The sequence below is a fragment of the Pseudomonas fluorescens genome (assembly GCF_001708445.1).
Classification (GTDB): Bacteria; Pseudomonadota; Gammaproteobacteria; order Pseudomonadales; family Pseudomonadaceae; genus Aquipseudomonas; species Aquipseudomonas gorinensis.
In genome coordinates this window covers 3,545,092-3,566,756 of record NZ_CP015637.1, presented here as the reverse complement: position 1 = coordinate 3,566,756, position 21,665 = coordinate 3,545,092, and the positions used below count along the sequence as shown (strand labels likewise).

19 protein-coding genes and 2 pseudogenes are annotated in these 21,665 nt (G+C 55.5%); 12 read left to right on the top strand and 9 right to left on the bottom strand.

Features of this window, described 5'->3' with window-relative positions; genetic code table 11:
* Positions 1-9: 9 nt before the first annotated feature.
* The 4 genes and pseudogenes from A7317_RS31325 to A7317_RS15715 all read left to right on the top strand — a co-directional run.
* Positions 10-1,008: pseudogene (locus A7317_RS31325) on the top strand (PAS domain-containing protein); the annotation flags it as partial.
* Between the two features lie 3 nt (positions 1,009-1,011).
* Positions 1,012-1,278: pseudogene (locus tag A7317_RS31635) on the top strand (methyl-accepting chemotaxis protein); the annotation flags it as partial.
* A 136-nt stretch (positions 1,279-1,414) separates the two neighbouring features.
* A complete protein-coding gene (locus A7317_RS15720; RefSeq protein ID WP_069076265.1) occupies positions 1,415-3,052 on the top strand; it encodes an AMP-binding protein in 1,638 nt (545 codons plus the stop codon).
* 1,044 nt (positions 3,053-4,096) lie between these two features.
* Positions 4,097-4,465, top strand: a complete 369-nt coding sequence (locus tag A7317_RS15715) for a hypothetical protein (protein WP_024075768.1) — start codon at positions 4,097-4,099, stop codon at positions 4,463-4,465.
* 12 nt (positions 4,466-4,477) lie between these two features.
* Here the strand turns inward: A7317_RS15715 and A7317_RS15710 are convergent, their stop codons facing one another.
* The 4 genes from A7317_RS15710 to A7317_RS15695 all read right to left on the bottom strand — a co-directional run bounded on the left by A7317_RS15710 (position 4,478) and on the right by A7317_RS15695 (position 6,603).
* A complete protein-coding gene (locus A7317_RS15710; protein WP_069076264.1) occupies positions 4,478-5,254 on the bottom strand; it encodes a nucleotidyltransferase domain-containing protein in 777 nt (258 codons plus the stop codon).
* A gap of 190 nt (positions 5,255-5,444) precedes the next feature.
* On the bottom strand, positions 5,445-5,771 hold the full coding sequence (locus A7317_RS15705; RefSeq protein WP_069076263.1) for a low molecular weight protein tyrosine phosphatase family protein: 327 nt from the start codon (positions 5,769-5,771) through the stop codon (positions 5,445-5,447).
* Entirely contained in the window at positions 5,768-5,962 is a 195-nt protein-coding gene (locus A7317_RS31100) for a hypothetical protein (protein ID WP_069076262.1), read from the bottom strand. The genes A7317_RS15705 and A7317_RS31100 overlap by 4 nt, the downstream gene beginning before the upstream one ends.
* A gap of 353 nt (positions 5,963-6,315) precedes the next feature.
* Positions 6,316-6,603 carry a barstar family protein gene (locus A7317_RS15695; protein ID WP_046053083.1) on the bottom strand — a complete coding sequence of 96 codons (288 nt, stop codon included), beginning with the start codon at positions 6,601-6,603 and terminating at the stop codon, positions 6,316-6,318.
* A 124-nt stretch (positions 6,604-6,727) separates the two neighbouring features.
* On the opposite strand from A7317_RS15695, the gene A7317_RS15690 reads away from it, so the two are divergent.
* Positions 6,728-8,158, top strand: coding sequence for an IS1182 family transposase (locus A7317_RS15690; protein ID WP_069076261.1), 1,431 nt, complete (start codon positions 6,728-6,730; stop codon positions 8,156-8,158).
* Positions 8,159-8,576: 418 nt separating this feature from the next.
* Here A7317_RS15690 and A7317_RS15685 read toward each other — a convergent pair whose 3' ends face one another.
* A complete protein-coding gene (locus tag A7317_RS15685) occupies positions 8,577-10,238 on the bottom strand; it encodes a DUF262 domain-containing protein (protein ID WP_237141768.1) in 1,662 nt (553 codons plus the stop codon).
* An 893-nt stretch (positions 10,239-11,131) separates the two neighbouring features.
* Between A7317_RS15685 and A7317_RS15680 the strand changes: the two genes are divergently transcribed.
* Positions 11,132-11,518 (top strand): hypothetical protein, encoded by a 387-nt coding sequence (locus tag A7317_RS15680; RefSeq protein ID WP_024075771.1) that lies wholly within the window; start codon positions 11,132-11,134, stop codon positions 11,516-11,518.
* A 130-nt stretch (positions 11,519-11,648) separates the two neighbouring features.
* On the opposite strand, the gene A7317_RS15675 is transcribed toward A7317_RS15680, so the two are convergent.
* From A7317_RS15675 to A7317_RS15665, 4 genes are all read right to left on the bottom strand, one after another.
* Positions 11,649-11,948, bottom strand: a complete 300-nt coding sequence (locus A7317_RS15675; RefSeq protein ID WP_041160952.1) for a MafI family immunity protein — start codon at positions 11,946-11,948, stop codon at positions 11,649-11,651.
* A gap of 118 nt (positions 11,949-12,066) precedes the next feature.
* Positions 12,067-12,528, bottom strand: a complete 462-nt coding sequence (locus A7317_RS15670) for a hypothetical protein (RefSeq protein ID WP_024075773.1) — start codon at positions 12,526-12,528, stop codon at positions 12,067-12,069.
* Between the two features lie 135 nt (positions 12,529-12,663).
* Positions 12,664-13,026 carry a hypothetical protein gene (locus A7317_RS30685; protein ID WP_155766407.1) on the bottom strand — a complete coding sequence of 121 codons (363 nt, stop codon included), beginning with the start codon at positions 13,024-13,026 and terminating at the stop codon, positions 12,664-12,666.
* A 39-nt stretch (positions 13,027-13,065) separates the two neighbouring features.
* Positions 13,066-14,283 carry a DUF1444 family protein gene (locus A7317_RS15665; RefSeq protein WP_069076260.1) on the bottom strand — a complete coding sequence of 406 codons (1,218 nt, stop codon included), beginning with the start codon at positions 14,281-14,283 and terminating at the stop codon, positions 13,066-13,068.
* Positions 14,284-15,169: 886 nt separating this feature from the next.
* Here A7317_RS15665 and A7317_RS15660 point away from each other — a divergent pair.
* The 6 genes from A7317_RS15660 (at position 15,170) to dapA (ending at position 21,662) form a co-directional block, all read left to right on the top strand.
* On the top strand, positions 15,170-16,825 hold the full coding sequence (locus tag A7317_RS15660; protein WP_069076259.1) for a methyl-accepting chemotaxis protein: 1,656 nt from the start codon (positions 15,170-15,172) through the stop codon (positions 16,823-16,825).
* Positions 16,826-17,321: 496 nt separating this feature from the next.
* Complete coding sequence (locus A7317_RS15655) at positions 17,322-17,942, top strand: LysE family translocator (RefSeq protein WP_069076258.1); 621 nt, start codon at positions 17,322-17,324, stop codon at positions 17,940-17,942.
* 22 nt (positions 17,943-17,964) lie between these two features.
* Entirely contained in the window at positions 17,965-18,351 is a 387-nt protein-coding gene (locus A7317_RS15650) for an ester cyclase (protein ID WP_093235662.1), read from the top strand.
* A gap of 85 nt (positions 18,352-18,436) precedes the next feature.
* Positions 18,437-18,919: a VOC family protein gene (locus tag A7317_RS15645; protein WP_024075778.1), complete on the top strand. Its 483-nt coding sequence runs from the start codon at positions 18,437-18,439 to the stop codon at positions 18,917-18,919.
* 170 nt (positions 18,920-19,089) lie between these two features.
* The gene (locus A7317_RS15640; protein ID WP_024075779.1) at positions 19,090-20,478 is read left to right on the top strand and encodes a hypothetical protein; all 1,389 of its coding nucleotides are present in this window, start codon (positions 19,090-19,092) and stop codon (positions 20,476-20,478) included.
* A 320-nt stretch (positions 20,479-20,798) separates the two neighbouring features.
* Positions 20,799-21,662, top strand: a complete 864-nt coding sequence (dapA, locus tag A7317_RS15635) for a 4-hydroxy-tetrahydrodipicolinate synthase (RefSeq protein ID WP_024075780.1) — start codon at positions 20,799-20,801, stop codon at positions 21,660-21,662.
* Positions 21,663-21,665 lie beyond the last annotated feature (3 nt).

The window sequence follows — 21,665 nt, the reverse complement described above, 5'->3', positions numbered from 1 at the left end:
AGGTACACCATGCTCTTTTTTAGCCGTACCACCCGCTGGGTCTTGGCGCCGCTTGCCGACAGACTGGACCAGCCTGACCAGGCATGCACGCCGTTGTCGTCGAACAACCCTTTGTTGCGACGCATCCTGACCGGCGTCGAACAATTGCTGCAAGAGCGCAGCGCCCTGAAAGAACAGGCACGCGCGCTGACACAGGAAGTCACCCAACTGGACGAGCGCGTGGCCTGCCGTGACGCGCTTTTGCGGCAATGGGAGGCTCGCTGGGCCCTGGTCAGCCACGGCGCAGGTGAACTGTTCTGGGAGCTGGAGGTGAATGGAACCGCTGCACCGTCACTGGCATGCGCAATGAGGTGGACGGGGTCTGCGTCGATCCTGGCTCCGGGCATTGATCAGCTTGGCCATTGGAACGAACAGCTCCATCCGGCCGACCGTCAACGCCATTTGGATACCCTTGCCAGGCACCTGGCCGATCGCAGCGGGCGTACGCCGTTTGTGTTGGACGTGCGAATACAGCCCCCATCGGGCGACGACTATCGCTGGTGCAGGATCAGCGGTGATTCACGCCGCGATGCGCAAGGCCTGCCTGTGGCGATGGGTGGCAGCCTGCGGGACATTCACCAACAACACCTGCAAGACGAGGTGCTGGAACTGGCGGCGACACGCTTCGACATCTCCCGGGAAATGCTCCATGACGGGCTCTGGGATATCGAGGTCGTGGCCGGCGACCCGGCGAACCCGAAAAATACCATCTGGTGGTCATCGCAAATGCGCCGACTGCTGGGGTACACCACGGTCGAGGAGTTTCCCAATACATTGGAAAGCTGGACCTCGCGCCTGCACCCCGACGACAGCGAACGGGCTATCGCTGCGTTCGTCGCCCATGTCGACGACCGCAGCGGCAAAACACCGTTTGACGTGGATTATCGACTCAAGCACAACAACGGCACTTACCGCTGGTTTCGCGGCCGCGGCCAAACCCGGCGCGCGGACGATGGCTCCCCGCAAAGAGTCGTGGGCGCCATTACGGATATCCATGCCAGCCATGAAGAGCGTGCGCTACGCGAGGCTCAGGAACAGCAACACCGCATGATGCAGGAAACCTTGAGCAAGCTGACGCAGATTGTTGCCACCATCCAGGGCATCGCCAGCCAGACCAACCTCCTGGCGCTGAACGCAGCCATTGAGGCGGCGCGCGCAGGCGAAGCCGGACGCGGCTTCGCAGTGGTCGCCGATGAAGTCCGCAAGTTGGCCACGCGAACCAGCCAGGCCACCCAGCAAGCAGCCGACATGATGGACGGCTAGCCCCATGAACACACCCCAGCCGGTGGCGACAGCCAGCCGTTGCCATGCCTGCATGTAGAGGCTGCTGGGGTTTTCGCAAGACCGATCCCCACAATAATAATCAGGTGTCGATATGCGCGATTATGAACACGTTGTTGAATCCTTCGATTATCTGCAGAGCGCCACCCAGGATTTGCATGGCGAACTTACTGCTTTGAACGCCTGCGTCGAATGCTGCGACCGGCATGCCCACGGCGAGGCCGTGGCGTTGTATTGCGAAGCGCAGGATGGCCATGCCGAGCGCTACAGGTTTCGCGACCTGCAACGCCAGGCGGCGCGCTTCGGCAATTTCTTGCGTGAACAAGGCGTCAAGCCGGGCGATCGCGTCGCCGGCCTGATGCCACGCACGGTTGAACTGTTGATTGCCATTTTGGGCACCTGGCGCATCGGCGCGGTCTACCAACCGCTGTTTACGGCCTTCGGCCCCAAGGCCATCGAACAACGCTTGAACTGCTCGAACGCCCGCTGGATCGTGACCGACCCGCACAACCGTCCGAAGCTGGACGACGTCACTGACTGCCCCAGCATCGTTGTGACCGGTGGCGCCCCACAGAACCCCGCTGATCACCACTTCTGGAGCGCACTGAACCGCCAGGCTGACGATTGCGCGCCGGTGCTGCTGGATGCCAGTGCGCCGTTCCTGTTGATGTGTACCTCTGGCACCACCGGGCCGGCCAAACCGCTGGAGGTGCCGTTAAGCGCGATTCTGGCCTTCAAGGGCTATATGCGTGATGCGATTGACTTGCGTGCGGACGACCGCTTCTGGAACCTGGCTGACCCGGGTTGGGCCTATGGTTTGTATTACGCGGTGACCGGCCCGCTGGCTTGTGGGTATGCAACGCTGTTCTACGACGGCCCCTTCACGGTGGAAAGTACCCGTCACATCATTGCCAAGTACGCAATCAACAACCTGGCCGGTTCGCCCACCGCCTACCGCTTCCTGATCGCCGCGGGGGCCGAGTTCGCCGACGCCGTTCGTGGGCGCCTGCGGGCCGTCAGCAGCGCCGGAGAACCGCTCAACCCGCAAGTCGTGCGGTGGTTTGCCGAACAGCTTGGCGTGGTGATTCACGACCACTATGGGCAAACGGAAATCGGCATGGTGCTGTGCAATCACCACGGTTTGCGTCACCCGGTCCGCGAAGGCTCAGCGGGTTATGCGGTGCCCGGATACCGCATCGTCGTGTTGGATAAGGCACACCGGGAATTGCCAGCCGGCCAGCCGGGCGTACTGGCCGTTGATCGCGAGCGCTCGCCGTTGTGCTGGTTCGACGGCTACCTCGGCATGCCCACCCAGGCCTTTGCAGGGCGCTATTACCTGAGCGGCGATATTGTGGAGCTCAATGACGACGGCAGTATCAGCTTCGTCGGCCGCAATGATGACCTGATTACCACGTCCGGCTACCGCGTCGGGCCGTTCGATGTGGAAAGCGCGCTGATCGAACACCCTGCGGTGGTCGAGGCGGCCGTGATCGGCAAACCCGATCCGCAACGCACCGAGTTGATAAAGGCGTTTGTCGTGCTGAACACACCCTACCTGCCAAGCCCTGAGTTGGCGGAGGAACTGCGCCTGCATGTACGCCAGCGTCTAGCCGCACATGCTTATCCGCGGGAAATGGAGTTTGTCGACCATCTGCCCAAGACCCCAAGTGGCAAGTTGCAACGGTTCATTCTGCGCAACCAGGAGATTGCCAAGCAACAGGCGCTCGGTTAAGCCCCCTGATCGGTCATGTCCTTGCATGATCGACACCCCGCCCCGGAGCCGCCATGGACCTCGCCACCGGCGCCCTCCTCCTCCCCGCCGGCTTCGACCTGTGGGGTTATGGGCACTGGCGCGTCAGGACTTTCTGGTGGTGACAGGCAAGCCTGGTGGTGGGCTATATGAAATATCCTAGACGGTTGCTCCTGGCTGTTTTCAGGCTTTCGTACGGTCGAAAACCGGCCAGCGGTTGCCACTTGGCTGGATCCTTTCGTTTGATTAACGGATAGGGTTTATCCCGTCCTCGACAAGTGAAGAGAACGCTTGAACCGTAGGCTCGGCTCTAGGAGTACACGGTACCGGGTGGCATTTTTATACCGCACAGTGTTCGGTAGAAAATACCATTTCCATATACCAAGCATTTATCGTGGGCTTGGGCTTTAAGCATTAACGCTCGCAATCTTTCGACAATCCGAACGGCTCGACGTCTGAATAACAGCGGTTTGATTGGCCGCTTTTCTTGCCCTGGATGTTGGATTTCACCGAGATACTCCTGCCAACTCTTTGGTTGCTGACAGAGCTGTGTTTCGAGATCGTTCAAAATTGCCAGTACGTCAGCTAGATCGTCATTTCTCAAGCGGAACGTTACATTCATTGATTCAATGCCTATCCCTGCATCTCTTTGTGCATATCGTTCAAAAGCAGGTGCTATAAGGGAAAAATATCCAAACGTATGAAAGCAGTCAGACCTAAAAGTAACTCGGTCTTCTGGGTCTAGCGGACCCAAATGCTCTGTTTTTTTCGATGCATATAAGCCGATTATATGACGCATGGTGACTGTACCAAACTACTGACATACTTATGGACGAAGGCAAGCTCACACTCCTGCGAGGACACAGCCTAGAAAGTTCTTGGCATCTATCGGCCACTTCCTCTGACCGTTTTCTGGCGGCTGTCACCGGCAGCTATGGGGTCCAGGTTGTGTGAACAATCTAAAGAGCATTAGACAAACAACCTCAGGTCTTTCACATTCCATCTAAAGCGGGTCAGGAAAAAGACATGCCTTCACGTTTGGCATCCAGCTACCCAAATATTCAACATGCATTGGACGCGATCATTCCAAGCAAAAAATTGGACGTGGCTACTCGTATTGTCCTATGGGCGGCGAGTGACGCCGGGCTAGATCCAGCCGAAATTATGGTCACGCTGTCAAAGCTAGATCCAGTGCTTTTCGACAACCTTTGTTCTGAAATGGAGGTGCAGTATTTCAGACTTTTCGAGCGCGGAGATGAGAGGCACCTATCGTTTTTCTGTAAGGCTCGAGCCTACAGCGCCGGCGCTTGGTTGGCTCGTGAGGCACCCTACGAAGCAATTTACGAGTCAATATTTGCCACAGAGAAACCACTTGTAATTGCTGATTTTTTGTAGGTAAAAATGGACCTAACCGGTTTCTGTAGCCATCCAGGTCAAAAAAAAATGGAGCTGAGCCGTAAACTCCTTTGGCTTAGCATACGGGCTCCTTGCCTGGGACAAGAAAAAAGAGATCTGCATGCTCATACACGGGTAATGCTGAACAAACAGCTCGACATGTTCTTCGAGTGTTTGCGGCCACATCAGGTCCTTTTCAGAGCGAAGTACTTGAGTTGACCGGATTAGTTTGCGCGAGGCTTCCCGTTGCAAGCGTAGCGATTGCGTCGGTGTGGTCGCCTGATCGATAAGATCGGCATACCGGGTCAATTCGGATTCAAAGTCACCATTCACGGCAATGGCGATATCACGCGACGGCTTGAGCCGGTCGAAGCGCTTGCTCAGATCATTCCCCCATAAGCAACGGCAGTGATGCTTGAGCCAATACCCCCAGCTCAATCGATTGTTTGCCGCCAATACTTCAGAACGACTACCGATGTCGAAATCGATCTTGATGACTTCGGTATGCCGATTTTCCAGCGTGCGCCTTTTCGACTCGAACATTTCGAGATCCTGCGACGTAGGAGTGCTCTGCAGAACAAGGGTTAGGTCAAGGTCAGAAACCCCCAGCACGGCGTCGCCTCTAGCGACGCTGCCATAAATATAAATCCCGTCCAGCAGAGGTTCCGAGCGAGTGAGCGTCATGCAAACGTCCACCAGTAAATCTTGAAACTGTGGCTGTATCTCGACGTTGGGCACGGTGAGGATATAACCGTCTGCATCGATGCCACGAGGATGGAGTCGTTCCATGAAGCCGTCCGTGAGTTGTGTTCAGAGAGGTACTTTAACAGGGCCAATAGTGACTGCTTCTGGCCGTTAGTGGCCCGTCACAAATGGCGGCTAATGGGTGTGAGCTTGATCTTTAAACGCAATAGAAGGTCTAGATCGGCCCGCCGGCTTATCCGCGACCATTCCTGCGACAGTCGTTCCCGCATGAAGCCTACGTGGTGAGGTAGGACGTCACAATGTCTTCAAGCATGCCCACCAGTTCAGGATCCATGTAGCAGTAATCATCTGGAATATCGAGAGAGTGGAGCCTTTTGTGTTCAAGAAGGCGGGCGTATTCAGCCTGAAGACGATTAAGGTGTTTGCGTTCCATGACAAAGATCACATCTGCCCAGCGAATATCCGCTGGGCTGATAGGTTTACGTGCATTTGGACTGGTTCCTGCTGAACGGGCATTAAAGCCGGGACGACGGCGCCAGATCGCTTCCGCAGTAGGACTACGCCATTGGTTACGGCTACAGACGAACAGGAGGTTAGTCACTCTTGATCCAGTAGTTGGCGGGTTGTGCGGATGGGATAGCTCATCCCGAGTTGGTGTGCTCTGTACAGTTTGGCTGCACGGGTGTACATCAGTTTCCAATTCTTTTCTGGCTTGAACTCCAGCGGACGAACCGTATTGTCGCCTCTGCATTTACGGGCCTGCATACGTCTCCAGGCGCGGGTTCTTTTCATCGTTATATCCTCGTGAGTACCGGGTTCAGCAGCCGCAGTAATACGAGTTGGAAATATAGTAAACGTGAATCGGTGCAGGGGCTAGATAGGTTGAGCGCTTGATACTAGCAGCAGCTAATGACTGTAGGCAGTCTCAGCGCCAAACGGCCGACTTCTGCCGGTGCCGAAAGGCTGCCCTGGGTCGATTGCTGCCTGTCGTGAGGGGCAGCAAGCGGCCCAGAGTGTGTAAAAACAGATGGTGCAGCCAGCCAACGGCAGTGAGCCAAGAATCTCGCTGCGGGATCTACTGAAAATTTTCCTGAGGAAGGCTGGCGGTTTACGTGGCTCCGGCCAAATGTCGGCCTAAAAATCGTTTAGTCGAACTCCACATCTGGTGCGAGTTCTGGATACTCGATCTTCATGTCTTCAAGGATTTTTTGCATCAGCTTCGCATCTCCCGGTAAACGTCTGGATAAAGTATTCCACCCTGAGATTTTCAAGTGAATGGGCATTTCCACAAGTCCCGTAATTGCGTCCCAGAAAGCATCCCAATTACAGCCGTACCAGCCAGGGAATCCGAGTGCATCTTTCAAGATGGAATGGAGTTCGTCAGAATTCGTCACCTCACTTAAGTCAATCTTTACAACCTGTAAGCGGGCCATCGTCAGCACCTCAAAAATTGTTCGCCAGTAAGAGGGGGTAACTGAAGTCCACCTCTGTCAGGGAGCCTATGCCGCTATACACCTTTGCTATGATTTTCCGGGGTGTTTAACTCAGGAATCGTCAATGAAGCGCTTCATCCAAGGCGAACATCGCGGTCAAAGCACCTTACTTCCCGAGAGTCTTGACGACTACGTCAGCGATACCAACCCGGTGCGCGTAGTCGACGTCTTCGTCGACGAACTCGACCTGGCCAAACTTGGGTTTGACGGTGTCATACCGGCAGAGACGGGCCGGCCAGCTTATCACCCCGCGATCCTGTTGAAGATTTACATCTACGGCTATCTGAACCGGGTTCAGTCGAGTCGACGCCTGGAGCGGGAAGCCCAACGCAACGTCGAACTGATGTGGCTGACCGGGCGTTTGATGCCGGATTTCAAGACCATCGCCAACTTCCGAAAAGACAACAGCAAGGCCATCCGAGGCGTCTGCCGCCAGTTCGTTGTGCTGTGTCAGCAGTTGGGACTGTTCGGAGAAAGTCTGGTCGCCATCGACGGCAGCAAATTCAAGGCAGTCAACAATCGTGACCGCAATTTCACCAGCGCCAAACTGAAGCGGCGAATGGAAGAAGTTGAATCGAGCATCAACCGTTACCTGACGGCACTCGATGCTGCCGATCGGCAAGAACCTACAGCCTCCGAGCCCAGCGCCGTGCGGCTGGCAGAGAAAATCACCAAGCTGAAGACGCAAATGAAAGAGCTTCAGGCGATCGAAATCCAGCTCAATGAATCGCCGGATAAACAGGTCTCACTGACCGATCCAGACGCCCGCTCCATGATGACGCGCGGCACGGGAATCGTCGGCTACAACGTGCAGACAGCGGTCGATACTCAGCACCATTTGATCGTTGCTCATGAGGTCACCAACTACGGTTCCGACCGCGATCAACTCAGCTCGATGGCGAAGCAGGCTCGCGATGCCATGGCGTCAGAAACGTTGGCGGTGGTCGCTGACCGAGGTTACTTCAAGAGTGAAGAAATCCTTGCTTGTCACGACGCGGACATCACTGCCTACGTGCCAAAGCCGATGACTTCAAGCGCCAAGGCGGATGGTCGATTCGACAAAGATGTTTTCGTTTATGACGCAACGAAAAACGAATACATCTGTCCGGCGGGAGAGTCGCTGCCTTGGCGCTTCTCCAGTATTGAGAAAGGCATGAATATGCACTGTTACTGGAGTTCGAAATGCCAAGGCTGCGCACTGAAAACGCAGTGCACACCGAGCAAAAATCGTCGAGTAAGGCGCTGGGTACATGAAGCGGTGCTGGAGGAAATGCAGCGTCGGTTGAACCATGCACCGGACATGATGCGAATCCGAAAAAGGACGGTTGAGCATCCCTTCGGGACGCTCAAACAATGGATGGGCTCAACGCATTTCCTGACGCGCAAACTGGTCGGGGGAAGCGCGGAGATGAGTCTCAATGTGCTCGCCTACAACATGAAGCGGGTGATGAACATCATCGGTACAGCAGGCCTGCTGAAGGCGATGGCGACATAAAGCCTAGGTTTTCTCTGCTCCAGAAGGCGCTAAACCGCTCCATAACCGCTATGGAACGTCAGTAATGTTTATCGTGGCAAACGCTTGGGCAATCGCACCACCCATGAACGTATGCTTGACGCAATCAAGATACGAAAGCGTTTTTACACACTCTGGGCCAAAAGCGGACACTTTAAATGCTGCGAAAGCTGTGGTGAGTTGGTTAAAGACTGGTGCCAGATGCTTTATGGCCACTTGCCCCAGCAATTGCTTACTGCTCCATAAATTGCGAACGGTAAATCGCCATATTGCATGTACTGAGCAGTAGATACGTCAGCCCGCGTGCAATCAAGGATTTTCAACAAATGTCGATAGCTAAGGTTTGGCCTCGCTGAGACAGTGAGGCCCTCCAAGCCGCAGAAAACGCTAAACTCTACTGTTAGTAAGATCCGAGCAGCTTTGCGTTTAGTGCAGATGCGATAGCATTAGACCGGCGCTCAATAAATCTGTCGTAGTCATCCGACGTCACGCCATAGCCGTCAACATCATGAATCAAATGGCTTATGAGCGTCTGCTGGATCGCTCCATTCTCCAATGAAAAAGCAGAGATATATTCACTCGGTGCCTTTTTGCTGATGCGATGCTTATTAGAGTAACCATCAATCAATGTTATGTTGGCCACCAGATTTGCATCCCTATCCGGCATGGCAGTGGCTAGGTATCTGGTAGGAAAAAAATGGTGATAGTTACGGCTACTCGCAATTTTGAGATTGCTATTATCAAGTATTACCACGCCATCTGTATCAAAAGATTTTGGCTGGTTAAATGCCAATAAACACAATATGGACTTACAATAGGAATTGCCAGAAGAGAAATAAGTCTGCGCTATATCCTTGCTTTCAATACGAAGCTCTGACTGAGGATAGTCCGGCGTTTTTCCGGCCAATATCATATCCATCTTATTGAAGTCTTCAGTGATCCCAGAGTCAGAAGACGACCCGTATCGCTCCGTTAATCCAACCCAATAAAAAAACTGCTCAAGCAGCCTAGCTTGTGGAGCTGTTGGCTTACGGTTCTTGGTGGCGTGAAAGTAATAAGTCAGAGGGATCAGCAACGCCGGATAGGGTAGGAGCTGAGAAACGGGAACCCTTATTTCTGTGCGAAGAAAATCTACTGCTGTAAAGAGAGAGGCACTCATAGGTGCCCAGCTCGCGATAAAGTCTTCTCGCTTAATCCCTAAAATGTCCCGCCCACGCACGGCGCGTGTCGTGATAGCGGCTACGCACTGCATAATTAGAGACGGAGGAAGTGTTTCGTACTTGGCCGTCCTGAGACATGTTTTTTCGTCTTCAGAACCATCCCTCAAAATTTCGTAACGCTCTGCCAAATCGAAAGATTTACTTTCATCATAGGTTTTCGCGACCATTATTTCGAAAACTGTCAGTGCTTTTCCTCCGGTGTTAATTCGGGAGAAAATCTCACAAGCCACTTCTATCGGATAATCACGAATGGTGATCGTAGGGAAATCATAATTTGTAAGGCTGTTTTTGTAAGACTCCATCAGTTCTAGCTGAGGCTTTGTAAACTCGTCCATTAAATCAGTGAACTTGCAAGTCAAAAGCCTGTGAACAGAGATGAGGTTCGTCTCTCCCTCAAGACGGGATATTTTGACTATAGACTCTTCACGCTCTAAATTTTCAGATAGATCAATGTAAATATCTTGATAATTTATTTCCTTGCCATCCTTGCTAATCCGAAGCCCCTTTCGAATAGCATAAAGCGAGGTTATTCGCTGCTGCCCATCCAGTATGTATTGAACATAATCTCCTTTTGGAGTGTCCGGTAGAATATGGTTCCCTACCTCTTTATAGCTTCTAAGCTCTTCGCGAGTTTTCCAAAAGATGAAGGTCCCAATAGGAAAGCCTTTAAGTATTGAGTCAATCAATTTTGCCGACTGCTCTTTCTCCCAAACAAACTCCCTCTGAAACATTGGAAGTTTAATCTGCCCCGTATCAATTTCCAAAAAAAGAGATTCATATTTTTTATTCTGGTTTTCTGGTTGAAACAACACCGTTACTTGATAAGGACTCGCTGCATTCACGTCGTAAAGCTCCCTGCTGAAAATGCAGACAGTATCAGACCGCCATCATGAATGGTACGAGAGGTGCGCTGACCACGATCCGCCCGCTGATATAGCTGCGAATAGAGGCCAGATCTTTCGAAGGTCTCGTTGGAAGCTGAGCACCACGGGCGAGGTCTCGATTGCAGAAATGTCCCTCCGATGCGTTCACTGGCTGGAGTATTACACGTGTCCAACGGTTGCTGGACGACAGAGCTATCGTTCCATCTACTACCAACAGGAAGGGAATCGAGCAAGCGTCACCTTTTGGCCGATTGTGTTGAAAAAGTCGGCTTTCCCGAAACACTCGAATATTGATGGATGAAAACACCTCATTTGCACGCGGCAACGTGAACTCCGAGTCCTGGAACGGTCTGCCAAAAATTCAGATTTCAATCTCAGGCGCGTACTTTTCTCCCGCGGAATTCAAAGCCGACTTTTTCAACAGAATCGACCCATGGCGGCCCTTCGGGGAGGGCTGCTAGCGACCATGACGGGACACTCCTGTTTAGCCAGCATTTGTAAGCGCCCGGCAAGTGGGAATAAATCGGCGCGTGTATGTAAAGGAAATAGGGGTCAGACCACCATTATTGAAAACGTGGTCTGACCTCTATTCCACCTATTCCCCATACGTCAAATCTGAAATTTATCGGCACGTCTGCAGATGTGGATTTCGCGTAGAAACGCGATTTCCAGTCCGGTTTGGAGTACCTGACGCGCTCAAAAACGTTTTTACACAGCCTCGGCCAGAAGCGGACATTGCCGTAGTTGAAGTTGACCGACCATGAATCCGTATTGCAGCATGGAATTGAAGTGTGGCACCGCTGTGCGCCCACTCTGTAAGCGCTACCTTCGCACCTAACCGGAAGAAGCTCATGATCATGGTGTTATCGAAGGTCGAACTCAAGGAACTGTCGATGAAAGCGGAAGCAGAGGGTTTAACGCTGAGTGATCTAGTCCCCATTTGCGAAAGGTTCGGCGTTGCACCGCATGATGTGCTGAACGGACTGTCCGTCGCGGTTGCGGAAGGCTATCTACAAGGATCTCTACCCTATGATTTTTGCGACGGCGTTATGAACGGGATCATAAATGCTGTGGTTGAAGTTGGCATGACTAACGATATGCCTCAGCCCGCTTTCTCGCTTTACCAGGCATTCGATCAAGGTGAATGGTTCCGCAGTAACGACACACCGGAAACTGACCCCAGTGAGAAATACACGAAGCATGTGGTCGAGGAAATAATGCGTACCCTTAGAGACTAGCTTTCATAGATCGGGAAGTTTCCGCTTTTCGGCTGGAAGGTAGTGGATCGAACGCCGCTTTTGGCCGATCTCTGCCTGTCGCGAGGGCCGTAATCGACCCAAAGCTGACCTTCAGGTGGGTAAATTTTTGTCACCTCGTGAATGGCATCCTCAAGGACTTCGCGATCCGAGCTAAAATTTTTATGCATTTTTCAGAAACAACGAGCGGTGGTTCGTTAATCATGTAAAGCAGGTGTTCGAACGCTACTCCAGCCTCGTTGTGATCGACATAATCCAGAACTATTTCACCACCATTCTCTAAACCTGCCTGAGCTAATGCATGGTCTTCCGGTACAGGGCCGAGCTGGTCGTATGCAATGGACATCAGCGTCGAGATTTCCTCAAGTGCCTCAACGAAATCGGCCCTCAAGTCGTTGTTAAGGTGGCTCATAACAAACATTCCTTCGATTATGGTGACCTGCGTTCCGTTCCCGTCTGGTCGATTGTTGCCCAAGACGTGGTCTTTGCGCACGCGCTTGAGAAGCTAAGGTCGACTGTCCGCTCTTGGGTCACGCTTTACCCATTTCCTCGTACGAAGCATCGACGAACGTGATGTGCTCATCCCAAGCAGCTTCAGCTAGATCCCGGATAATTTCAGCGAGCGTCTCAACATCTACCCCCTGAGCTTCGATGCAGGCCAAGCGTCCGGGCGACCAGTCGATGACGGAACACTGTGGATACTTCCCTAGCAGTGCGGACAGTGCTTCCTGAGGCGGCTCTTTGTGGGTATACATGAAGTCAAAGTACGGGGCACTGGCATTCTGAAGCGGGTACACCAAAGCCCAGGCATTTGATGGGCCGGGAAAGCAAATGTGGACGTTACGATGCACCCATTCCGGCCCACTGTGTTTGATGTGGCGAAGAACTTCGATGATCGAATGACAATCGGCTATTCGGATCATGCGATCAGGGTCAAACGTCCAGCCAGGTCCAGGCTGGGTTGCTGCGTTACTGGTCAGTGGTGCAGTCATTCTTGTTGTTCTCTTCATCGCATTACCTTAGGTTCGAACGTCTGCTCTTGGCCGACTGCAGCCCTTAGAGATAGGCAACCGGCCAAAAGCGGTCACTCCTACTGATCACATGCAATCGCTGGATAATTGGGAGTGTCATCGCCAAAACTTCCACCAAGGACGAACTCGTTCCTCATCCATCGTTGTGCTTGTCTGCCTGTAAACAGCAGTTGCGATCGCATGAGTCTGCGCCGCTATCTCATCCAACCAATCTTGAGGCCCGATCCAGTGATCGTGAACTACCTCCAGAAACTCTCGATCCAAAGGCAGCTCGGAGGCATCGCCAACGACCGTACTGAAAGCCTCGCATTTTGGACACCATGCCGTGGTCTCAGTAAACCGTGTCACATCAGAAGCAGGAAATACCGCATAGCAACCAAAGCAAGCGCAATGGTTGCTGGCGAGGATTTCTGTCTGATTGCGGTTCGCATGATCATGCGTGCTGTAAGTGTCGGGCATTCATACCTCCATCGCAGCGCCAGATTAGTTGAGCAGCGATCACAAGGCAGTCAGGCGATTCAGCTGCTCTGCCGAAGGAAATCCTAGTGTCCGATAGCGAGGTGGATAGCCAGCTTCTGTAGTCAGCAGATCGCCAAGCTCGGATTCAAACTCGCTCCATAGAACGGTTTTGACTGTAGGTTCCCCACCCTCAACGGGTTCAACCAACACGATGCGATCACTCTTGGGCAATAGGGTCGGCACACCTTTTGTCCAAGCGCTCATCGATACGGTTTTGCCGTTCTGGTCAGACAGCTCGTAGAGAAGGTACGAGGCAACAAACACATCGACGCTCGTTTCCAGATTGACCTTATCGAGCAACTCTTTCTGATTACTGTAGCTACCCTGGAGCAGCAAATGTTCCAGCGTGGCCAGACGGTTATTGACCCCTTCATCATCAGGGTGAAATGGGACGATATCGCGCCCGTCATAGGTATAAATGTCGGTGGAGACTGCCCTGCCCCTCTCAAGCGCTTTGAAGCTAAGCTCGACCATCTGACGGATGCCTTGCTCGTCCTTGTCGCCCGTGACCATCAAGACGTCACGGCTGGGGATCATGAACACCGGTCGACCTTTAACGGGTGCGCGCTGTAGAACATCTGGCAACAAGACTCTGCTGCTGTCGTATCCGTCCGCCCACTGCGCGGCGTAGAGCCCAGGGATGATCTCACCGAAGGCCTCGTGCGTAGCATCGCGCAAGTTCTCAATGGAGATCGCCACTGCCTCATCCATTGTGACACCCCACTGCGCTTCAGGGCCTCTCGTAAGGGTGGCGGTGGACTCGGGAGAGTCGACGGCAAGCATAATCACACAGTCGCGGCCCAAGGACTGATAAACGACATCGTGCGGCTTGTCGCCACCATTTCTGGCGTGCTCCAGTCGAACTTCCTCAAGCATGGCAAGATTTCGAATCACCGGACGTAATTGTGCTTTCACGTTTTCAAAGACCGTCCCGGTTCTCTGGCCAGACTCCAACAGAGTCGATACGTACCCATTCAGAATTGCGGCCTTCTGGGTCTTGTCTCCATTTTGATAGTCGCGAAAGGCGTTATGAAGATTGAAGTACGAGCCATTGTTATGACGGATGCGAAACTCGCTAGCCTGAAAGTCCATGGCCTCGCTGTAGCCAGCCTTGCGGGCTGACTCGATAAATTTTTTGGCAAATCCTTCCTGAGTCAGAGGACGACTGAAGATTTTGTCGAGCAGGGATTGGAGCATGCACAGGATCCTTCGTGTCAGCAGGTATTTGTAAACAGGGTGGGTTGGACGCGGCTAAACGTGTCCACAGCTTGAACGGCTGCTCTCTATATCGACAGGTATAAGATGAAAAATAGGGTCGCACACCTGGAGCTAGGTTCATGAACCCTAGAACTCCGGACGGGCGTTATTTTGTTATAAATGGCCGGCTGTGGCGCTGCTCAAACCCCGCTGGCAAAATCGACCAATCAGACGTTCATGTCGATGAATCCGCCAGCCCCTCTCATGCTCGGCCAGCCGGCATGGATATCCCGCAAGTGGGGCAGTCAACGCCATCGCTCGCCATTTGCATAACCTCCTCGCCGCACGTTGGGCAAACCTCCCCCGCCATCTCGCATGGAGATCCGAGAATGAACTCGTCCCCCATAACCGGGAGCCATTTCTCACAGCAACGCGGCTCGCGATGAAACGGCAACAGCCCCTAGCGCAGCGCATGCTCACAATTAGCGCGCCCTAGCTCATCCCCATACAAAATACCTGTACAGAAATTACGCCACGCATTTTTACAGCGCTCGCAGGATTCTATCGGCCCAAAGATGGCCTTGGGCTGTATCGCCCCCAAACAGTCATCAGCCCGATAGCCAGGCCTCTATTTCCCGCGCCTGCCAGAAATCGGAGGTTACTGACCGTTCATCGGGATTGAGTGATGCCATGACGACATCACACCAATATAGTTGTACAAGACTTGTACAAATACTAAAATCTGTACAAGTTTCGACTAGCCAGAAAATAACACCGCGACTGGTTGCCGTCGGACAAAAGAATACCTGCGCAGGATGCGGACCAAGGGCGAATACATACGCTTGCAGGTGTCCCTAAACCGCTCCTCCCACTATGCAGGTACATCATGCCATCGCACACTCCCCGGCTCTCTACACGGACCAGTCTTTATGCCGGCTACGCCAGCCTGCTCGCGTTTATGCTGCTGATCGCCGCTATCTCGCTGTACGCCCTGGCTAACAGCAATAAGGACTTTTTTCTCTACGTTAATGGCATTGATGCGCGCGCCCGCCTCGCCAACACACTGAACGACGCCGCCGCCCAGCGCGCGATTGCCCTGCGTAACATCGCCTTGAACAGCAATGTCACCGCGAGAGGACAGCAGCGAGGCGCAATTGCCATCAACGAACAAATGGTGGCCGGCAGCCTCGCCGCGCTACGCCAGGCAATTGATAGCCATGATGATGTGTCGCCCAAGGCACGTGAACTGTTCTCAACCATCGAGAAGGTCGAGAGCCGCTACAAACCGGTAGCACACACCATTGCCGAACACCTGTTCAAGGGTGAAAACGACGAGGCCCTGCGCATGGTCAGCGAGCAGTGCACACCCTTACTGGCCGAGCTGACCCAGGCAATTGGCGAATTCCTGCGCTACACCAACCAGAAGGCAGACCTGCAGGTCAGCGAAAATGACGCAGACTATCTGTCACAACGCAACCTGTTGCTCGCCATTACTGCGCTGGCCGTCTTACTAGCAGCGGTACTGGGCTACGTCATCAGCCGCAACCTGCTGCGCGCGCTGGGTGCCGAACCGAGTGAACTCAACCAGCTCGCCCAACGAGTTGCCCAGGGCGATTTGCGCGCTAGCGAGCGCACGATTGAGCCACCACAAGCCAGCATCATGGCCGCCCTGCTGAGCATGCAGGAGAACCTGCGGGACATGACCAAGGGCATAAACCTGTCCTCACAGAGCGTGGCCGAATCCAGCCAGGAACTTAGCCAATCGAGCCTGAGAAACGCCGAAAGCGTGGCCATGGCACAGTGCGAGGTCGAGCAGATCGTCACCGCCGTTCACCAAATGGCCGCCACCGTGCAGGATGTCGCGCGCAATGCCGAATCCGCCGCCAGTGCCGCCAGCGATGCCGATAGCGCGGCCCTGTACAGCCAGCAGAAGGCCAAAGATGCCGTCAACATGATCGGCGAGCTGGCCGAGACAATCGAACAGTCCAACATTGCCATGAGCCGGCTGAAGAATGAAACCGGCAATATCGGCGGCGTGCTTGAGGTGATCAAGTCGGTGGCCGACCAGACCAACCTGCTGGCCCTCAACGCAGCCATCGAAGCTGCACGTGCTGGCGAGGCTGGACGCGGCTTCGCGGTGGTAGCCGACGAGGTCCGCAGCCTGGCACAGCGTACCCAGAAGGCCACCTCAGAGATTGAGGGGCTGATCGCCAGTCTGCAGAAAATTGCCGACGAGACCTCGCAGCATATGCAACGCTGCAAACGCTCCAGTGCGCAGTCGGTGTCCGGCGTTTCCGAGGCCGGTGACGCGGTAAGCACGATCGTAACCATGATCGAGCGGATCAACGGCATGAACCACCAAATCGCCGCGGCCGCCGAGCAGCAGAGTACCGTTGCCGAGCAGATCAGCCGGGGCATCGTGACCGTCAGCGAAAGCGCCGAGCAATCCGCTGCCGCCTTCCGCAGCGCTCAGCAGGAAAGCGAAGGATTGGCACGCACCAGCGTGACATTGCGAGAGAACATCTCGCGCTTTCAGCTCTAGGGTCTGTTGCCATTTCATCGCGAGCCGCGTTGCTGCGAGAAATGGCCCCTGGTTAGTCGCAGGACACAGGTATCGTCGTGCCAACGACCAAGCGAACCGGTCTTCCCATCCACAGTTGCGTATCAGCGCAGTGCGAGCTGATCAGATGGCTGCTGCGTCGAACCATTCACCGCAGACCGATAGCGTACTTTGTTCTACCTGGGCATCAGACAATGCTTCAAAAAGGGCGCGATGCTCTCGGACGGGATTCAAGACGACTTGAAGAAAAGCCGGCCGCTCCGTTCCAAACATGCTTTCTTCTCGAGGTGTTTGCTAACGTCAAATGTTGTTGAAGCCTTCCCCCAGTATTGCCCAAGCTTTTTACAGAGCTTGAAGGGGGGCTGACCGATGATCCATCCCGCAAAAAAGCCAGGCGTGTTGGCCGTACACACATTGTCCAACCGCCCCCAACCCCCTTATCCTCGCCCCTCCCCGTCCGCTCAAACCCGGAGCCGCCATGGACCTCGCCACCCTCGCCCTCTTCCTCCCCGCCTGCTTCGCCCTGAACATGGCGCCTGGCCCGAATAACCTGTTGTCCGTAAGCAACTCCACGCGCTACGGCTACCGCACATCCTGCCTGGCAGGCATTGGCCGCTTGCTCGCCTTCGCCGGTATGATCGCCCTTGCCTCAGCCGGCCTCGCGGTGGTGTTGCAAACCTCTGAGTTGTTGTTCTACGGGATCAAGATTCTGGGCGCGGCGTATCTGTTTTATCTGGCGTTTCAACTGTGGGGTGCGAATCCACAGGCGCACGCGGAGTCAGCAACCGCCAAGGTCAGCCTGTGGGCACTGGCGCGTCAGGAGTTCCTGGTGGCGGCAGGCAACCCCAAAGCCATCCTGATCTTCACCGCCTTCCTCCCCCAGTTCGTGGTACCGGGCCAGCCGATCACGCCGCAGTTCGCTGTGCTGGGCGCGCTGTTCCTGGCCCTGGAATGGATCGCGATCAGCGTCTATGCCTATATGGGCCTGCATATGCGCCGCTGGTTTGCCGAGCCGCGGGGCAAGCGTGTCTTCAATCGCTGCTGTGCGGGGTTGTTGTCGGCAGCGGCAACGGTGTTGTTGATGGCGCGACGGGCTTGACGGAGGGTTCGAAATGAATGAGATGGACAGAAATGCGCTGGCCAGTCTTTACCGCGAATACATCCACTGCCTCAACCAGCAGGACTGGGAACGCTTGCCCAATCTGCTGCACCAGGACGTGACCTACAATGGCCGCCTCGTGGGCGTCGCCGGTTACCGCGCCATGCTCGAACGGGACTTTCGCGAAATTCCCGACCTGGTCTTCCACATCCAGTTGCTGGTCGCCGACCCGCCCACCCTCGCCAGCCGGTTGAATTTCAACGTCACGCCCAAGGGTGAGTTCTTCGGCTTGCCGATCAACGGTCGGAAGGTCGCGTTCTCCGAAAATGTCTTTTATGAATACGTCGACGGCAAGATCGCCCACGTCTGGTCGGTGATTGATAAGGCCGCGATCGAACGCCAGCTGTAAGGGCTGTCCCAGGCCGACAAGCGCGACTGCCGCGCCTCAGCCCATTGTCTAGACTCCACACACCCATCCACCGTGGAGTCCTGAGATGACGCATAAAAACACCCTCTGCCTCTGGTACAACGGCACCGCCGAGGAGGCTGCGAATTTCTATGCCAAGACCTTCCCGGACAGCCGGGTCAATGCCATCCACCGCGCGCCTGGCGATTACCCTGCGGGGAAACAGGGCGACGTCCTGACCGTCGATTTCACTGTCATGGGCATCCCGTGTATCGGCCTGAACGGCGGCCCGGCGTTCCCGCACACCGAGGCATTTTCGTTTCAGGTGGCCACCGATGACCAGGCCGAAACCGATCGCCTGTGGCAGGCCATTATCGACAACGGCGGCCAGCCGAGTGCCTGCGGGTGGTGCAAGGACAAGTGGGGGTTGTCGTGGCAGATCACCCCGCGCGTGCTGTCGGCCGCCGTGACCCATTCGGACCCGGCAACGGCCAAGCGCGCCTTCGAGGCGATGATGAGCATGACCAAGATCGACATCGCCACGATTGAGGCCGCAATCGCCAATCGCTGAACACACCCGGCAGCGCCTTGGGGCACTCTACGGCCCAAAGGCCGCTGCACAGGCGTTGTACAGAGCGCGCCACGCTGACTAGACTTTGCCCCCGCCACACCCTGCACGCTAAAGATTCGGCGCCACTTGCCGTCATCCTTACATCCCTGAATGGACTCAAAGAGGCTCCTGTGCGCTTTTTCTCTACCCTTTTGTTAGTGGGCGGCCTTGCCACCCTGTCCGGCTGCGCCACCCAGGCCAGCAAAGTCGACCAGATGCTCGCCGACACCCTCGCCCAGCCGCTGGTGGAAAACAGCATCGTGCGCGAAGGCGATCTGCTCAGTTTCGAGCTGCTGATGCCGCTGTCGACGCCGGGTGCACGCCGCACCATGCAGTTCGAGGCCGCGTGTTCTTCGCCGCAACTGTCCTTGCTGTACCTCGACGGTTCGCAGCGGGTCTACCCACTCAAGGCCGGGCGCTACACCGAAGCCCGTAAATTGTCAGCCGACCTGCACGCGAAGCTGGCCGCCAACCCGACCTTCGTGCGCGCGTGCGCCCAGACCCCCAAGCCAGACTGGCGCCTGGTCAAGACGGATGAACGTGGCAATTGGGTACTGATTGACGCCGCGAGCATCAAGACCGTGGAGGGCGAAGTCCGCTTCTGGGCGGCTTTCGATAACCCAACGGTGCTCAACGACCTGCCCTACGACGCGCCTTACGCGCAAAAGCGCGAGCACTTTGCCGTGTCCTGCGCTAACGGCACCTACAAGGAGCTGGCCGGCTATGACCTGGATGCACGCAATCGGGTCAGTGACGGCCGGGTCGACAGTTTCCCGACGCCACGCAACATTGTCGGCAGCGATACCGACTATGAATTGCTGTTCAACAGCGTCTGCGCCACCCCCGAGAAGATCGCCGCGCTGCCACTGTTCAAGCCGCGCCTGAAGGCCCCGGCGACCATCGCCTTGGGCTCGGTACAGCCACCGGTGCTGGCGGCACTGGCGCAATTTGACCAGGACAAACCGACCCGCAGCCTGAAGTACGTGCACTTCACGGGCACCTCGACCATGAAAGGCAAGACCAGTAACTCGACCAGTGAGCAGTTCATCAGCCGCGACGCCGCCAGCGGCCAGCTGTCGATCGCCCTGCGTGGCGAAGGCTACGAATCCCAATCGGTAAGCTGGCGAAACCTGATCGACCTGGTGTCCAAGAGCACCTTCGGCGGCAGCATGGCCGAAAGCACGACGACGACCCAGCTGAGTTTCACCGGTAACTGGAAAGCCCTGCCGGTGGGCGACACCTTGGTCTACCAAAGCACCCGTTCGACCCTCAACAGTGTGATTGGCAACTACGACAAACAGACCATCACGCGCTGCGTGGTCGAGCGCCAATTGCCGGCCAGTGAACTCAACCCCAACCTGCTGGGCAGCGCCAAGGCCCTGTCGTGCCGCAACGACAACGACAAATACAACCGGGTTAACCACCTGTTCTACCTGACGGACTATGCGTACTTCCTGGAGTCGAGCACGGACAAGAATGAGTTTTTCTACTCCGATACACGCATCGATAAATTCGAGTAACCGTCCACAAGGTGAAAAACACCTTCAATCAGGTTGACACATTTGCTCACACACCCTGAAGATGGAGGCCTTCTTCAGGGTGTGCCCGCTCATGTGCGCAACGTCGCTGGTTAACTTTTCCGTCATTGGCTTGATTGCCAAGGCGCAAGGTTGCGCTGCACACGCCCTCAAATCGAAGAAACAGTCGCTCATGTGACCGGGGCGCGCTGTCCCGTCAGATGAGCTGACAGGACATTGAGCGCGACGGACACCCTCCCCTTGCACAATTCCCTCTGCCCTTCTGGCGGTGACTTAATCGGTCAACCATCAGGAGAAAGAGCATGTCAGCGTTTCAAGGTATCTGGGTTCCCGTGGTCACGCCGTTTCACGACGGCGCCCTCGACTTTATCGGCCTGCGCCGTTTGGTTGAGCATTTGCTGGAAAAGCACGTGGCCGGGATCATGGTCTGCACCACCACCGGTGAAGCCGCGTCGCTGAGCCGCCAGGAACAACTGGCCGTGCTCGATGCCGTGTTGCAGTGGGTGCCGGCGCACCGTGTGGTGATGGGCCTGGCGGGCAATAACCAGATTGAATTGCTGCAGTTCCAGGACCAAGTCCTCAAGCGCCCCGTGGCCGGTTTACTGGTGCCGGCGCCCAGCTATATCCGCCCTTCCCAGGCCGGCCTCGAAGCGTTTTTTCGTACGGTGGCCGATGCGTCCAGTGTGCCGATCATTCTCTATGACATCCCCTATCGCACCGGCGTGACCTTCGAGCAGGCCACCCTGCTGAACATCGTCGCCCATGAGCGCATCAAGGCGGTCAAGGACTGTGGCGGCAACCTCGGCAATACCCTGGCACTGCTGGCCAGTGGCGAAGTGGATGTGCTGTGTGGCGAGGATATCCAGCTCTTCAACGCGCTGTGCCTGGGTGCCAGCGGTGCCATCGCGGCGTCGGCCCACGTGCATACCGAACAGTTTGTGGCGCTGTGGCAGCAGGTGCGGGATAACCAGTTGGCCGAAGCGCGGCAGACGTTTTTCCAGCTGCTGCCGCTGATCCAGACGTTGTTCATGGAGCCCAACCCGGCACCGGTGAAAGCGGCGTTGGCATTGCAGGGCTTGATCGGCAGCGAATTGCGCGCACCCATGCAGCGGGCCAGCGCGGCGCTGATTGCACGGGTGCAGCCGCTCTCCGCCCTGGCACAATGATGC

Excerpts from the sequence above, each read along its gene's own strand:
- A7317_RS15655 (WP_069076258.1), top strand. The coding sequence starts at position 17,322 with ATGGACCTCGCCACCCTCGCCCTCTTCCTCCCCGCCTGCTTCGCCCTG.
- A7317_RS15645 (WP_024075778.1), top strand. The coding sequence starts at position 18,437 with ATGACGCATAAAAACACCCTCTGCCTCTGGTACAACGGCACCGCCGAG.
- A7317_RS15660 (WP_069076259.1), top strand. The coding sequence starts at position 15,170 with ATGCCATCGCACACTCCCCGGCTCTCTACACGGACCAGTCTTTATGCC.
- A7317_RS15670 (WP_024075773.1), bottom strand. The coding sequence starts at position 12,528 with ATGACTGCACCACTGACCAGTAACGCAGCAACCCAGCCTGGACCTGGC.
- A7317_RS15690 (WP_069076261.1), top strand. The coding sequence starts at position 6,728 with ATGAAGCGCTTCATCCAAGGCGAACATCGCGGTCAAAGCACCTTACTT.
- A7317_RS15710 (WP_069076264.1), bottom strand. The coding sequence starts at position 5,254 with ATGGAACGACTCCATCCTCGTGGCATCGATGCAGACGGTTATATCCTC.
- A7317_RS31100 (WP_069076262.1), bottom strand. The coding sequence starts at position 5,962 with ATGAAAAGAACCCGCGCCTGGAGACGTATGCAGGCCCGTAAATGCAGA.
- A7317_RS15675 (WP_041160952.1), bottom strand. The coding sequence starts at position 11,948 with ATGAGCCACCTTAACAACGACTTGAGGGCCGATTTCGTTGAGGCACTT.
- A7317_RS15695 (WP_046053083.1), bottom strand. The coding sequence starts at position 6,603 with ATGGCCCGCTTACAGGTTGTAAAGATTGACTTAAGTGAGGTGACGAAT.
- A7317_RS15650 (WP_093235662.1), top strand. The coding sequence starts at position 17,965 with ATGGACAGAAATGCGCTGGCCAGTCTTTACCGCGAATACATCCACTGC.
- A7317_RS15715 (WP_024075768.1), top strand. The coding sequence starts at position 4,097 with ATGCCTTCACGTTTGGCATCCAGCTACCCAAATATTCAACATGCATTG.
- A7317_RS30685 (WP_155766407.1), bottom strand. The coding sequence starts at position 13,026 with ATGCCCGACACTTACAGCACGCATGATCATGCGAACCGCAATCAGACA.
- dapA (WP_024075780.1), top strand. The coding sequence starts at position 20,799 with ATGTCAGCGTTTCAAGGTATCTGGGTTCCCGTGGTCACGCCGTTTCAC.
- A7317_RS15665 (WP_069076260.1), bottom strand. The coding sequence starts at position 14,283 with ATGCTCCAATCCCTGCTCGACAAAATCTTCAGTCGTCCTCTGACTCAG.
- A7317_RS15680 (WP_024075771.1), top strand. The coding sequence starts at position 11,132 with ATGATCATGGTGTTATCGAAGGTCGAACTCAAGGAACTGTCGATGAAA.
- A7317_RS15720 (WP_069076265.1), top strand. The coding sequence starts at position 1,415 with ATGCGCGATTATGAACACGTTGTTGAATCCTTCGATTATCTGCAGAGC.